Source organism: Luteimonas viscosa (assembly GCF_008244685.1).
Lineage (GTDB): Bacteria > Pseudomonadota > Gammaproteobacteria > Xanthomonadales > Xanthomonadaceae > Luteimonas > Luteimonas viscosa.
This window is the reverse complement of sequence record NZ_VTFT01000001.1, coordinates 777,224-791,927: the sequence shown is the minus strand read 5'-3', so window position 1 is coordinate 791,927 and position 14,704 is coordinate 777,224. Positions and strand designations below refer to the sequence as shown.

Sequence of the window (14,704 nt, the reverse complement as noted above, 5' to 3'; positions counted from 1 at the left end):
TCGGGCACGATATCGCCGTCCCCCCCGACCCGAGCCACATGCCATGAAGGGCCATCCCGAAGTCGTCGACTACCTCAGGCTCCTGCTGCGCGGAGAACTGGCGGCGCGCGACCAGTACTTCCTGCATTCGCGGCGCTACGAGGACCTGGGCCTGCATGCGCTGTATGCGCGCATCCACCACGAGATGGAGGAGGAAACCCAGCATGCCGACGCGCTGCTGCGGCGCATCCTGTTCCTCGAGGGCGAGCCGGACATGCGCCCGGACGCATTCGAGCCCGGCGGCACAGTCGAGGAGATGCTGCGCAAGGACCTCGACCTCGAATACAAGGTGCGCGAGAACCTCGCCAACGGCATCGCACTGTGCGAGCGCCACGGCGACTACGTCAGCCGCCAGATGCTGGTGGCACAGCTGGCCGACACCGAGGAAGACCACACCTATTGGCTGGAGAAGCAGTTGCGGCTGATCACGATGGTGGGTCTGGCGAACTACCAGCAGTCGCGCATGGGCGACGATCCGCCGGGTTGAGGCGCGAGCGCGAAGCGCACGCAACACCCGGTTCCGGCACGGATCCTGTGCTGCCCGCGCTGGCCGATCGCCCGGGATCGCGGCGGCGGCGGACTGGAAAGGACTAGGCCTTGCGGTCGAGGCGATAGACGGCAGTGTGCAGGTCGCTGACCCCTTCGCCCTGGAACGAAGGCTCGTTGGCGAGGATGTCGCGCCGCTCCAGCAGCCGCACCGTCCAGTCTTCCCCGAAGCGCGTGCGCACTTCCGCCTCGCCGACCGGGAACGGTGGACCGGCCTTTTCCGTTTCCGGGTACTCGAGCGTGACCAGCAGCGCGCGGCAATCGCCCGGCAGGCGTGTCCACAGCGTGGTGGCATAGGTCGCGCGCATGTCCGCAGGCAGGGCGATCAGCGCCGCGCGGTCGTGGACGGCCGCGCAGTCGGACAGCAGCGCGGCCGGGATCTCGAACGCGTCGCCCTGCACCAGTTCCCACGCGTCCGCGGCGTAGTGCGTGCCGGCGGGGCTGGTGGTGATCGTCGGCAGCAGGCCGCGCTCGGCGAAGAACTGCTCGATCGCGGTACGCGAAAGCTCGATGCCGAGCACCCGGTGCCCCTGCGCGGCAAGCCACACCATGTCCAGCGACTTTCCGCACAGCGGCACGCACACGCGGCTGCCCGGCGGCAGGCCCAGCGACGGCCAATGCGAGACCAGGAGGGGCAGCGGCGCATCGCGATGGAAGCCGATGCGGTTGCCTCGCCAGCGTTCGTGCCAGAACTCGGGTTGCATGTGGTCTCCGTGATCGGGGTGGCGTGGAGGGCGTCGACCGACGCCGCAAGACAATCAGGCCGGGATGGCCGGGCGCGCCTGCTTCATCCGCGCCGCCACGACATCCGGCTGCAATGCCGTCGGCCGCGCCGCCGCGCGCCCTGTCGGTCGGCGGGCGCTCTCGTCATTCGACATGCAGCGCGTCCACCTTCTGCCGCGCCGCCACGACATCCGGCCGCAATGCCGTCGGCCGCGCCGCCGCGCGCCCTGTCGGTCGGCGGGTGCGCTCGTCATTCGACATGCAGTGCATCCACCTTCTGCCACCCCCGCGGCAACAACCCACCGCGACTCGCACGCGCCCCGACGTACTCGCCCAGGTCCTTGAACGACAGGCTCATCGCGCGCGCGCCGGACTTCACCACCAGGGTGCCGCCCGGTGGCACCACCGCCACCGCCACCACGCGCTCGGTGCCGCGCCTGGCCTTGGGGATCTCGATGATCTTGTTGCCCTTGCCACGGTCGAGCTCCGGCAGCTCCGACACCGGGAACGCCAGCAGATGGCCGGCGCTGGTCACGGCCACGATGCGGTCGGTGTCGACAGCGCCCACGGCGGCGGGCTGCAGCACCTTCGCGCCCTCCGACAGCGACAGCACCGCCTTGCCGGCCTTGTTGCGTCCGGTGAGGTTTTCGAAGCGGGTGAGGAAGCCGTAGCCGTGCGAGGACGCGAGTACGAAGCGGTCGTCGTTGCCGCCGCTGGCCATGGCCGCGAACGAGGCCCCGGGCGCGGGCGAGAAGCGGCCCGTCAGCGGTTCGCCGTTGCCGCGCGCCGAGGGCAGCGAATGCGCGAGCGTGGAGTAGCTGCGGCCATTGCTGTCGAGGAACGCGACCTGCTGGGTGGTGCGTCCCTTGACCGTGGCGAGCAGGCCGTCGCCGTCGCGGTAGGACAGCGAGGCCGCGTCGATGTCGTGGCCCTTCGCCGCGCGCACCCAGCCCTTGCCGCTGAGCACGACGGTGACCGGCTCGCTGGCGACCAGTTCGGTCTCGCCCAGCGCCTGCGCGGCCTCGCGCGGGACCAGCGGCGAGCGGCGCGGATCGCCGAACTTCCTGGCGTCCGCGAGCAGTTCGTCCCGGATCAGCTTCTTCAGCTTGGCCTTGCTGCCGAGCGTGGCGATCAGCCGGTCGCGCTCGGCGTCCAGCTCGTCCTGCTCGCCACGGATCTTCATCTCCTCCAGGCGCGCGAGCTGCTTGAGCCGGGTGTCGAGGATGTAGTCGGCCTGGTCTTCGGACAGCGCGAACCGCGCGATGAGCGCCGCCCTCGGTTCGTCCTCGGTGCGGATGATGCGGATCACCTCGTCGAGGTTGAGGAAGGCGACCAGCAGGCCTTCGAGCAGGTGCAGGCGCCGCTCGACGCGTTCGAGCCGGTGCTTGAGCCGCCGGGTGACGGTGTCGGCGCGGAACGCCAGCCATTCGCCCAGCAGCATCTTCAGGTTCTTCACCTGCGGGCGCCCGTCGAGCCCGATCACGTTGAGGTTGACCCGGTAGCTGCGCTCCAGGTCGGTGGTCACGAACAGGTGGCCCATCAGCTGTTCGACGTCGACGCGGCTCGAGCGCGGAATCAGCGCGATGCGCACCGGGTTGGCGTGGTCGGATTCGTCGCGGATGTCCTCCAGCCACGGCAGCTTCTTCGCCCGCATCTGCGCGGCGATCTGCTCGATCACCTTCGACGGCGAGACCTGGTAGGGCAGGGCGGTGACGATGATGTTCGCGCCCTCCTTCACGAACGTGGCGCGTGCGCGCACGCTGCCGGCGCCGGTCTCGTAGATCGCCCGCAGGTCGGCCGCGGGAGTGATGATTTCGGCGCTGGTGGGGTAGTCGGGACCGCGCACGTGTTCGCACAGGTCGCTCACGCTCGCATCGGGATCATCGAGCAGGCGCACGCAGGCGCTCACCACCTCGCCCAGGTTGTGCGGCGGCACGTCGGTGGCCATGCCGACCGCGATCCCGGTGGTGCCGTTGAGCAGCAGGTGCGGCAGCCTCGCCGGCAGCCAGCTGGGCTCGTCCAGGGTGCCGTCGAAATTGGCGGTCCAGTCGACCGTGCCCTGGCCGAGCTCGCCGAGCAGCACTTCCGCGATCGGCGTGAGCCGGGATTCGGTGTAGCGCATCGCCGCGAACGACTTGGGGTCGTCGGTCGAGCCGAAGTTGCCCTGGCCGTCGATCAGCGGATAACGATACGAGAACGGCTGCGCCATCAGCACCATCGCTTCGTAGCAGGCGCTGTCGCCGTGCGGGTGGAACTTGCCGATCACGTCGCCGACGGTGCGCGCGGACTTCTTCGGCTTGGCGGCCGCGTTGAGCCCCAGTTCGCTCATCGCGTAGACGATCCGGCGCTGCACCGGCTTGAGCCCGTCGCCGATGAAGGGCAGCGCGCGGTCGAGCACCACGTACATCGAGTAGTCGAGGTAGGCGCGCTCGGCGTACTCGCGCAAGGGGATCTGCTCGAAGCCGTGGAAGACGGGGCGGACGGTTTCGGTCATCGGGTGTGCTGCGGGAACGGGGAAGGGAATTCTACGTCGCGGCAGTCTCCGGCTCGCGGTCTCGCGGCCTGAGACGGGCGGCGGCCAGCATCTGACGGTCCTTCCAAGGTGCGTGCCCATGTACGTCCCGCTGCCCGCGCGCCGTGCCGAGGCGCCCCACTACGCCTATCCCGGCCACCTGCGGCCGCAGATCGCGGCACTGCCGCGCGCGCCCGGCGTCTATGTCTTCCACGGCGACGACGAAAGCGTGCCGCTGTACATCGGCAAGAGCGTCAACATCCGCCAGCGCGTGCTGGACCACCTGCGCACGCCGGAGGAGGCGCGGCTGCTGCGGCAGACCCGGCGGATCGACGCCGTCCGCACCGCCGGAGACCTCGGTGCGCAGCTGCTGGAGGCGCAGCAGATCAAGCTGCGCCAGCCGCTGCACAACAGGCTGCTGCGGCGCAGGCGCCAGTTGTGTTCGATCCGCCTGCTGCGCGGGCGGCCGGAGGTGGTGCATTCGCACGAGGTGCCGTTCGCCTCGGCCGCAGGGCTCCACGGGCTTTTCTCCAGCCGTGCGGTCGCCCTGCAGGCTCTGCGCGCGATCGCCGACGACAACCGGCTTTGCTACGGGCTGGTCGGGCTCGAACGGCTGGCGCCGGGGCGTCCCTGCTTCAGGGCGGCCCTCGACCGTTGCGCGGGTGCCTGTTGCGGACGCGAGCCGCTGGCCGGGCACGCGTTGCGGCTGGCCGCGGCGCTCCAGGCGTTGCGGGTGGCGCCCTGGCCCTATGCCGGGGCGGTCGGTCTGGTCGAGGAGGGGACCGACATGAGCCAGATCCACGTGGTCCGCGACTGGCACTACCTCGGCAGTGCCGCCCGCCGGGCGGCGGCGCGGCGGCTGGTGGCGCCGGTGGCGGGGTTCGATCCCGACGGCTATCGGATCCTGGCGGAGCCGCTGACCTCCGGGCGAAGCCGTATCATCATGTTTTGAGACGCACCCGGCCTGTCCCTGCCCATCTTGCGCGGTGCGAACTTGGCCCGGCCAGGCGGGCGCGGAATCCAAGCAGGGCCGATGCGGCGCGGGTGACGCGTGTCAAACAGAAACAAAATGTTAACGCTAACCCGCCCGGGCGCCGCGGCAGGGCCGCGTTGCGCACCGCAGCAAGGCTTTTTTTGGACACCTGTGTAGAGTTCGCGCTACGCCACCACGCCGAATCCGGCGCGCCGGGCTGGTCCCGTCGCCTCGCGCTCGCGGAGAAGACAGCAGGTTTTGTGGTAGCGCTAACTTTTTTTGGGGATTCCGGATGGGCCTGTTCGTTGGACTGGATGTGGGCACCCAGAGCGTCAAGCTGGTGGCCTACGATCCCGACTCGCGCCAGATCGTGGCGTCGGCGGGGCAGCCGCTCGATCTCGCAACGGGCGACGACGGCAGCCGCGAGCAGCGGGCGGACTGGTGGGTCGATGCGGTGCGCGCCTGTTTCGACAGGATCGATCCGGCGTTGCGCGCGCGGGTGGTGGCGATCGGCGTGTCCGGCCAGCAGCACGGGTTCGTGCCACTGGACCGCAGCGGCAGCGTGCTGGCCCCGGCCAAGCTGTGGAACGACACCAGCACCAGCGACGAATGCGACGAGATCATGGACGCGGCCGGCGGCGCGCAGCGTTGCATCGAGCTGGCCGGCAACCCGATCCTGGCCGGCTACACCGCCTCCAAGCTGCCGTGGACCCGCAAGCACCGCTCGCAGGCGTATGCGCGGCTGGCCACCATCCTGCTGCCGCACGACTACATCAACTACTGGCTGACCGGCGAGCTGTGGATGGAGCATGGCGACGCCTCCGGCACCGGCTGGCTGGACGTGCGCAACCGCCGCTGGTCGCCCGAGATGCTGGCCGCGACCGATCCCGACCGCGACCTCGGCGCCTGCCTGCCGCCGCTGGTCGACGCGGGCACGCTGGTGGCGATCAGGCCCGCGCTCGCCGACGAGCTCGGCCTGCCGCATTCGGTGCAGGTGTCCGCGGGCGGAGGCGACAACATGATGGCCGCCATCGGCACCGGCAACGTGGTGCCGGGCGTGCTGAGCATGAGCCTGGGCACGTCGGGCACGCTGTTCACGTACGCCGACCGCCCGGTGGTCGACGACGCCGGCCGCTGGGCCGCATTCTGCGATTCCACCGGCGGCTGGCTGCCGCTGATCTGCACCATGAACTGCACCGTCGCCACCGAGGCGGTGGGCCGCCTGTGCGGATTCTCGACGAAGGAAGGCGACACGTTGCTGGCCGGCACCCGCCCGGGCGCCGAGGGCCTGCTGATGCTGCCCTTCCTCAACGGCGAGCGCACGCCCGACCTGCCGCACGGCCGCGGAAACCTGTTCGGCATGACCAGCACCAACCTGAGCCCGGCCAACCTCTATCGCGCTGCGATGGAGGGGGCGATGTACAGCCTGAAGAACGGCTACGACGCGCTGGTCGACGGTGGCCTGCGGTTCGAGGCGATCCGCCTGACCGGCGGCGGCAGCCAGAGCGCGGTATGGCGGCAGATGGCGGCCGACATGTTCGGCCTGTCGGTCGACGTGCCGGAACAGGCGGAGGGCGCCGCGTTCGGTGCCGCGCTGCAGGCGTTGTGGGCCGTGCAGCGTGCGGCCGATGGCGATGCCGACCTCAATGCGCTGGCCGCCGCCCACGTGCAGCTGGATCCGCGGCTGGCCGCGCATCCGCATGCCGAGGCCACCGGCGCCTACGATGCGCAGTACCAGCGCTTTCTTTCCCACCTCGACGCGATCCGGCCGCTCTACGCGGATTGAACGCGCCTTCCAACCACGACTCCACGGACATACGCATGAGCAAGGCATTCATCGGCGCGAAGGAATATTTCCCCGGCATCGGCACGATCCCGTACGAGGGCCCCGCGTCCGACAACCCCCTGGCGTTCAAGGTCTACGACGCCGGCAGGAAGGTCGGCGGCAAGACCATGCGCGAGCACCTGCGCTTCGCGGTCTGCTACTGGCATACCTTCTGCAATGCCGGCGCCGATCCGTTCGGCCCGGGCACGCGCCGCTTCCCCTGGGACGGCGGCGACGCGCTCGCCGCGGCCGAGGCCAAGGCCGATGCGGCGTTCGAGTTCTTCACCAAGCTCGACGTGCCGTACTACTGCTTCCACGACGTCGACCTGTCTCCGGACGCCGAGGACATCGGCCAGTACCAGAAGAACCTCAAGCACATGGTGGCGCTGGCCAAGGAGCGCCAGCAGGCCACCGGCGTCAAGCTGCTGTGGGGCACGGCGAACCTGTTCTCGCATCCGCGCTACATGAACGGCGCGTCGACCAACCCGGATTTCAACGTGGTCGCGCGCGCCGCGGTGCAGGTCAAGGCGGTGCTCGACGCGGTGGTGGAACTGGGCGGCGAGCACTACGTGTTCTGGGGCGGCCGCGAAGGCTACGCCTCGCTGCACAACACCGACATGAAGCGCGAGCTGGCGCACTTCGCCCGCTTCCTCACCGCCTCGCGCGACTACGCGCGCAGCATCGGCTTCCAGGGCAAGTTCTTCATCGAGCCCAAGCCGATGGAGCCGATGAAGCACCAGTACGACTTCGACTCGGCCACGGTCGCCGGCTTCCTCAGGGAGCACGGCCTGGACAAGGACTTCATGCTCAACATCGAGGCCAACCACGCCACGCTGTCGGGCCACACGTTCGAGCACGACCTGCAGGTCGCGGCCGACCACGGCCTGCTCGGCAGCATCGACGCCAACCGCGGCAACGCGCAGAACGGCTGGGACACCGACCAGTTCCCGACCGACCTGTACGACACCGTTGGTGCGATGATGGTGGTGCTGCGCCAGGGCGGCTTGGTCGGCGGCCTGAACTTCGACGCCAAGCCGCGCCGCGAGTCGACCGACATGGAGGACCTGTTCCTCGCCCACATCGGCGGCATGGATGCGTTCGCCCGCGGCCTGGAAGTGGCGCACGCGCTGCTCGAGGACTCGCCGTGGGAGCAGTGGCGCAAGCAGCGCTACGCAAGCTTCGACGCGGGCGACGGCAAGTCGTTCGCCGACGGCAAGCTTGGCCTCGCCGAGCTGGCGGCCCTGGCCGCGAAGAACGGCGAACCGCAGCAGGCCAGCGGCAAGCAGGAACGTTACGAGAACCTGCTCAACCAGTACCTGCTGCGCTGAGCGGCGTTGCGCACGCCGGTCGCCATGGGAGTCATCCAGCGCCTTCGTGCCGACCCGCGTCGCGATCTCCCGGGCGCCCCGCGCGCCGGGGGGTCAACGGGCCGGGCGGGCCACCGAATCGCGCTTGACCAGCTGGTGGGGAATGACGTGGTCGACCAGCATGCGCGTGCTGCGGTCCTTGCGGCGGATGCTGCGCAACAGGATGTCGACCGCCGAATCGGCCATCGCCGCGATCGGCTGGCGGATGGTGGTCAGCTCCGGCCAGACGGTGGTGGCGGCGGAGGTGTCGTCGAATCCGACCACCGACAGGTCCTGCGGCACCTCCAGGTGCCGGCGATGCGCCACCGAGACCACGGCGGCGGCCATGTCGTCGTTGCTGGCGAAGATCGCCGTCGGCGGCGCCGGGTGGGCGAGCAGCTTTTCCGCGGCCTCGAGTCCGGAGCGATACGTGAAGTAACCCGATTCGACCAGGGTCTCGTCGAGCGGGAGGCCGGCTTCGGCCAGCGCCGCCTGGAATCCCTCGAAGCGGCGCACGCTCGCGGTCTGGTTGGGATGGCCCTTGATGTAGCCGATGCGCTGGTGGCCGGCGGCGACCAGGTGCGTGGTGATCTCCTTGCTGGCGCGGAAATCGTCGATGCGCACGCAGGAGATGTCGTGGTTGAAGCGCCCCGAAGCGATCGCCACCACCGGGACATCGGCATCGATGAACTCCGCGATCACGCCCTTGGATTCGCACAGCGGCGGCGGCAGGATCACGCCGGCCACGCGCTTGGCCAGCGTGCGCGCCGCCTGGCGCTGCGCATTGGCGCCGAGCGTGTCCCAGGTGTCGATCACCAGCTGCGCCGCGGTGCGGGTGGCGCCGCGCAGCGCGCCGACCAGCAGTTCGCGCAGGTAGGCGCTGCTGGGGTTGGTGTAGATCAGTGCGACCCGCGTGTCCTGCGCGGTCGCCAACGCGCTCGCCGCCAGGTTCGGGGTGTAGCCCAGTTCTCGCACCGCGCGCATCACCCGGTCGCGCGTGGTGTCGCGGACCTTGCCGTGGCCGTTGACCACGCGCGAGACCGTCATCGGCGACACCTTGGCCAGGGCGGCCACTTCGTCGAGCGTGACCGCCATTCCCTTGCGGCGCGCGGCTTTTGTCGGCTTCTGCAACGTTGCTTCCCCTTGCCGCGCCGCGGCGGTCGGTGGTTCGGCCGGCATGCGGCGCGGTGCGCTGCGGCGGACCCGGGTCCACCGCCACACGACCAGACATGAGGCTCTTCCGGATGTTACACACAACCGCCAACCGTCGACATCATCCTGACACGGCCACCAGGCCCGGGCGCGTCGGGCGCTGGCGGCTGGCAACGTTCGCCTGCTGGCTGGTGTTGCTCGCGTGCCTGCAGACGGTCCACGCCGAGGACGGGTACGACCTCTGGCTCCGCTACGCCCCGTTGGAAACACAGGCGGCGGCCGGCTACAGGGAGCGGCTGGGGCACCTCGTGGCGCCGGCCACGAACGCGACCCAGCGTGCCGCGCGCGACGAACTGGTGCGCGGCATCGGCGGCCTGCTGGGCAAGGCCCCGGCGCAGGCGGACTCGGTCGATGGCGCGGGTGCGTTGCTGGTCGGCACGCCGAGCTCATCGCCGGCCATCGGCCGGCTCGGGCTCGAGCTCGATGCGCTGGGCGATGAGGGCTACCTGATCCGTACCGTCGACATCGGCGGCAACGCCGCCACCGTGGTGGCCGCCAACAGTGACACCGGTGCGCTCTACGGCGCCTTCCACCTGCTGCGCCTGCTGCAGAGCCGGCAGCCGATCGACGCGCTCGACCTGCGCGAATCGCCGAAGGTGCGGCTGCGGGTGCTCAACCACTGGGACGACCTCAACCGCCATGTCGAGCGCGGCTACTCCGGCCAGTCGATCTGGGACTGGCACCGGCTGCCCGACTGGCTCGACCCGCGCTACACCGACTACGCCCGTGCCAACGCCTCGATCGGCGTCAACGGCACCGTGCTCAACAACGTCAACGCCAACGCGCAGATCCTGACCGCGCCCTACCTCGAGAAGGTGGCGGCGCTGGCAGGCGTGATGCGGCCGTATGGCATCCGTGTCTACATCAGCGCCCGTTTCAGCGCGCCGATGGAGATCGGCGGCCTGGAGACCGCCGATCCGCTCGATCCGGCCGTGCGCCGCTGGTGGCAGGCCAAGGCCGACGAGATCTACGCGAAGGTGCCGGACTTTGGCGGTTTCCTGGTCAAGGCCAACTCCGAAGGCCAGCCCGGCCCGCAGGATTTCGGCCGCTCGCACGCCGACGGCGCCAACATGCTGGCCGAGGTGCTGGCGCCACACGGCGGCATCGTGATGTGGCGTGCGTTCGTGTATTCGGACGAGGAACCCGACGACCGCCACAAGCAGGCCTATACCGAGTTCGTGCCGCACGACGGCGAGTTCCGCGACAACGTGCTGGTGCAGGTCAAGAACGGCGCGATCGACTTCCAGCCACGCGAGCCGTTCCATCCACTGTTCGGCGCGATGCCGAAGACGCCGCTGATGATGGAGTTCCAGATCACCAAGGAGTACCTCGGCTTCGCCACCCACCTGGTGTACCTGGGGCCGATGTACGAGGAGGTGCTGCGCGCCGACACGCATGCGAAAGGCCCCGGCTCGACCGTGGCGAAGGTGGTCGACGGCTCGCTCGACGGACACACGCTCAGCGGCATCGCCGGCGTCGCCAACATCGGCAGCGACCGCAACTGGAGCGGCTCGCATTTCGACCAGGCCAACTGGTACGTGTTCGGCCGCATGGCCTGGGATCCGTCCCTCGAGGCACGTGCGATCGCCGACGAGTGGGTGCGCATGACCTTCACCAACGATCCGGCATTCGTCGAACCGGTGGTGGAGATGATGATGGCTTCGCACCAGGCGGCGGTGGACTACATGACGCCGCTCGGCCTGCACCACCTGATGGGCCGCGGCCACCACTACGGCCCGGCGCCCTGGGTCGAGGGCGGTCCGCGCGCGGACTGGACCTCGGTGTACTTCCACCGCGCGACGAAGGAAGGCATCGGCTTCGACCGCACCACTTCCGGCAGCGATGCGGTGTCGCAGTACGCGCCGCCGGTGGCCGAGGTGTTCAACGATCCCGCGCGCGTGCCGGAAGACTTCCTGCTGTGGTTCCACCACCGCCCCTGGACCAGCCGCGTCGCCTCGGGCCGCACCCTGTGGGACGAACTGGTGCACCGCTACTCGCGCGGTGTCGGCGCGGTGGCGCGCATGCGCGATACCTGGGCGGGGCTGGATCGGCACGTCGATCCCGAACGCCACCATCAGGTCGAGCGGTTCCTCGCGATCCAGCAGCAGGAGGCGCAGTGGTGGCGCGATGCCAGCATCGCCTACTTCCAGACGTTCTCCGGCCTGCCGCTGCCCGAGGGCGAGGCGCCGCCGCCGGAATCCCTCGAGTACTACAAGTCGCTCGAGTTCCCCCATGCGCCGGGGGACACGCAGTGATCCTGGCTTCCGCTTCCGCCCGCGGCGCGCGCGCACTGCTCGCCGGCCTCGCGGTCGCGCTGACGGTACTGGCTGCGCCAGCAGTGTCCGCGGACGCGGCGCCACCCCTGCTGCACCCGGTGTTCGACGATCACGCCGTGCTCCAGCGCGACCGGCCCCTGCGTGTCTACGGACAGGCGTCCGCGGGCGAGACGGTGCGGGTGGAGTTCGCCGGCAAGCGTGCGCGCGCCCGCGCCGGCGATGACGGACGCTGGGAAGCGGAACTGCCGGCGCTCTCGGCCGGGGGGCCGCATGCGCTGGTGGTGTCTGCCGGCGACCGCACGCAGCGCGTGTCCGACTTGCTCGTCGGTGACGTGTGGCTGTGCTCGGGCCAGTCGAACATGGAACTGCAGGTCTGGCGCGCGCTGGACGCACGCGCGGAGATCGCCGGCGCCGGCAACGACCGCATCCGCATGTTCACCGTGCCGCAGGTGTCCGACGTGGTGCCGAAGGTGGCCTTCTCCGAAGCGGTGGAATGGCAGCCGGTGAACCCGGAGACCGTGCGCGAATTCTCGGCCTCCTGCTACTTCTTCGCGCGCGAACTGCAGAAGCAGGTCGACGTGCCGATGGGCCTGATCGACGCTTCGTGGGGCGGCTCGCGGATCCAGGCCTGGACCAGCGGCGAGGCGCTGCGCACGCTCGGCGACTACGACGCCGAGCTCGACGTGCTGGGTCGCTATGCGGACGACGCCGTTGTCGCGGTCGGCGACTGGGGCACACTCTGGCAGGACTGGTGGGCGGCGCGCGAAGGCATCGACGCCGACGACCGGCCCTGGGCCACAGGCGATGTCGCCGGGCCATGGCGCGACGCGCCGGAGCAACTGGGCGCCTGGGAGCGCTGGGGCGTGCCGGAGCTGGCCGACTTCAACGGCATGGTCTGGTACCGCACCACGGTCGAACTCGATGCCGCGCAAGCCGCGCAGGGCGCGACCTTGGTGCTGGGCCCGGCCGACGAGATCGACATGACCTGGGTCAACGGCCGCGGCGTGGGCAGCACCTACGGCGCCGGCGCGGGCCGCGAGTACGCGCTGCCTGCCGGGCTGTTGCAAGCGGGTGAGAACACTATCGTGGTCAACGTGCTCGACACCTATCGCGACGGTGGCCTGGCCGGCCCCGCCACGGCGCATGCGCTGCGCCTGGCCGATGGCAGCCAGGTGCCGCTCGACGGCGGCTGGCGCTATCGGGTGGTGCCGCCGGAACTGGGCACGCCGCCGCGCGCGCCGTGGCAGAGCGCGGCCGGGCTGTCGACGCTGTACAACGGCATGATCGCGCCGATCGGTCGCTACGGCCTGCGCGGCGCGCTGTGGTACCAGGGCGAGTCGAACACGTTCGAGCACGACCGGTATGCCGACCTGCTGCGCGCGCTGCGCAGCGACTGGCGCAGCCGCTTCGGCGACGACCTGCCGCTGCTGGTGGTGCAGCTGGCGAACTACGGCGCTGCGCCCACGGCCCCCGTCGAAAGCGACTGGGCCGGCCTGCGCGAGTCGCAGCGTGCGGTGGCGGCGGAGGACCGGAACACGGGCCTGGCCGTCACCATCGATATCGGCGACCGCTACGACATCCATCCCACCAACAAGCAGGAACTCGGGCGCAGGCTGGCCCGCGTTGCCAGGCACGTGGTGTACGGCGAATCGCTTCCGCCTTCCGGACCGGTGCCGGCTTCGACCTCGCGCAACGGCGACGCCGTGATGGTGAGGTTCGGCGACGTCGGCGACGGCCTGGTGGCCTACGGCGCCGATGGCCCGATCGGCTTCGAGCTGTGCGGCGCCGATGCCGGCAGCTGCCGCTATGCGCAGGCGGAACTGTCGGGCGATCGCGTCATCCTGCGCGCGCCCGGCGCAGGCGATGCCACGCGCGTGCGCTACTGCTGGGCCGACAGCCCGGTCTGCACCCTGTTCGACGGGGCCGGCCTGCCGGCCGGGCCGTTCGAACGTCCCGTGACCCCATGATCGAAGACGACCACGCCCGATGAGCAGCATCGCTTCCACCGAAACCACCACCCATGGCTCCCGCAATGATCGCGAGATCGTCGACGCCAAGGTCATCGTCACCTGCCCGGGCCGCAACTTCGTCACCCTCAAGATCACCACCCGCTCGGGCGTCTACGGCCTGGGCGATGCGACCCTCAACGGGCGCGAGCTGGCGGTGGCGTCCTACCTGCAGGACCACGTGGTGCCGAACCTGATCGGGCGCGATGCCGGCCGCATCGAGGACACCTGGCAGTTCCTGTACCGCGGTGCCTACTGGCGGCGCGGGCCGGTGACGATGAGCGCGATCGCGGCCGTCGACGTCGCGCTGTGGGACATCCTCGGCAAGATGGCCGGTCTGCCGGTGTACCAGCTGCTGGGCGGGCGCTCGCGCGAGGGCGCGCTGGTGTACGGCCACGCCAATGGCCGCGACATCGCCGAGGCCTCCGACGCGGTCGGAAAATTCATCGAGCAGGGATTCCTGGCCGTGCGCGCGCAGTGCGGCGTGCCGGGCATCAAGAAGGCCTACGGCATTTCCAACGCCAAGGGCTACGAGCCGGCCGAGAGCGAGCTGCCGCTGGAAACCACCTGGAACACGCCGCGCTACCTGGAGACGGTACCGAAACTGTTCGAGCAGCTGCGCGCCGACCACGGCAATGACGTCGAACTGCTGCACGACGTGCACCATCGCCTCAGCCCGATCGAGGCCGCGCGCCTGGCGAAATCGCTCGAACCCTACCGCCTGTTCTGGCTGGAGGACGCGACCCCGGCCGAGAACCAGAAGTCCTTCGAGCTGATCCGCCAGCACTCGGTCACCGCGCTCGCGGTGGGCGAGGTGTTCAACTCGATCTGGGACTGCAAGCACCTGATCGAGAACCAGCTGATCGACTACATCCGGACCACGATCGTGCACGGCGGCGGCATCACCCACCTGCGCCGGCTTGCGGATTTCGCCGCGCTGCACCAGGTGCGCACCGGCTTCCACGGCGCCACCGACCTGTCCCCGGTGACCATGGGCGCGGCGCTGCATTTCGACACTTGGGTGCCGAACTTCGGCATCCAGGAATACATGTTCCACACCGACGAGACCGATGCGGTGTTCCCGCACGACTACGCGCTGCGCGATGGCCGCCTGCACGTGGGCGACACCCCGGGCATCGGCGTGGACATCGACGAGGCGCTGGCGGCGAAGTATCCGTACGCGCCGAAGCAGCTGCCCATCGCGCGCCTGGAAGACGGCGCGATGTGGGACTGGTGAGACAACCGA

At 70.0% G+C, this 14,704-nt stretch carries 10 protein-coding genes; 7 read left to right on the top strand and 3 right to left on the bottom strand.

Features of this window, described 5'->3' with window-relative positions:
* The first annotated feature begins 43 nt into the window (after positions 1-43).
* A complete protein-coding gene (gene bfr / locus FZO89_RS03590; protein ID WP_149101973.1) occupies positions 44-526 on the top strand; it encodes a bacterioferritin in 483 nt (160 codons plus the stop codon).
* Between the two features lie 103 nt (positions 527-629).
* Here the strand turns inward: bfr and FZO89_RS03585 are convergent, their stop codons facing one another.
* Complete coding sequence (locus tag FZO89_RS03585) at positions 630-1,289, bottom strand: thiopurine S-methyltransferase (protein ID WP_149101972.1); 660 nt, start codon at positions 1,287-1,289, stop codon at positions 630-632.
* A 269-nt stretch (positions 1,290-1,558) separates the two neighbouring features.
* Positions 1,559-3,802: a DNA topoisomerase IV subunit A gene (parC, locus tag FZO89_RS03580; protein WP_149101971.1), complete on the bottom strand. Its 2,244-nt coding sequence runs from the start codon at positions 3,800-3,802 to the stop codon at positions 1,559-1,561.
* Positions 3,803-3,920: 118 nt separating this feature from the next.
* On the opposite strand from parC, the gene cho reads away from it, so the two are divergent.
* The 3 genes from cho to xylA all read left to right on the top strand — a co-directional run bounded on the left by cho (position 3,921) and on the right by xylA (position 7,946).
* Positions 3,921-4,772: an excinuclease Cho gene (gene cho / locus FZO89_RS03575; protein ID WP_149101970.1), complete on the top strand. Its 852-nt coding sequence runs from the start codon at positions 3,921-3,923 to the stop codon at positions 4,770-4,772.
* Positions 4,773-5,085: 313 nt separating this feature from the next.
* Complete coding sequence (gene xylB, locus FZO89_RS03570; RefSeq protein WP_149101969.1) at positions 5,086-6,579, top strand: xylulokinase; 1,494 nt, start codon at positions 5,086-5,088, stop codon at positions 6,577-6,579.
* Between the two features lie 35 nt (positions 6,580-6,614).
* Complete coding sequence (gene xylA, locus FZO89_RS03565; protein WP_149101968.1) at positions 6,615-7,946, top strand: xylose isomerase; 1,332 nt, start codon at positions 6,615-6,617, stop codon at positions 7,944-7,946.
* Positions 7,947-8,039: 93 nt separating this feature from the next.
* Here xylA and FZO89_RS03560 read toward each other — a convergent pair whose 3' ends face one another.
* Positions 8,040-9,059 carry a LacI family DNA-binding transcriptional regulator gene (locus tag FZO89_RS03560; protein ID WP_425480453.1) on the bottom strand — a complete coding sequence of 340 codons (1,020 nt, stop codon included), beginning with the start codon at positions 9,057-9,059 and terminating at the stop codon, positions 8,040-8,042.
* 149 nt (positions 9,060-9,208) lie between these two features.
* On the opposite strand from FZO89_RS03560, the gene FZO89_RS18715 reads away from it, so the two are divergent.
* From FZO89_RS18715 to manD, 3 genes are read left to right on the top strand one after another with little or no spacing between them, the layout of a single operon-like run.
* Positions 9,209-11,431: an alpha-glucuronidase family glycosyl hydrolase gene (locus FZO89_RS18715; protein ID WP_262378513.1), complete on the top strand. Its 2,223-nt coding sequence runs from the start codon at positions 9,209-9,211 to the stop codon at positions 11,429-11,431.
* Between the two features lie 2 nt (positions 11,432-11,433).
* On the top strand, positions 11,434-13,419 hold the full coding sequence (locus FZO89_RS03550) for a sialate O-acetylesterase (RefSeq protein WP_425480452.1): 1,986 nt from the start codon (positions 11,434-11,436) through the stop codon (positions 13,417-13,419).
* A 19-nt stretch (positions 13,420-13,438) separates the two neighbouring features.
* Entirely contained in the window at positions 13,439-14,695 is a 1,257-nt protein-coding gene (gene manD, locus FZO89_RS03545; protein ID WP_149101964.1) for a D-mannonate dehydratase ManD, read from the top strand.
* Positions 14,696-14,704: the final 9 nt, after the last annotated feature.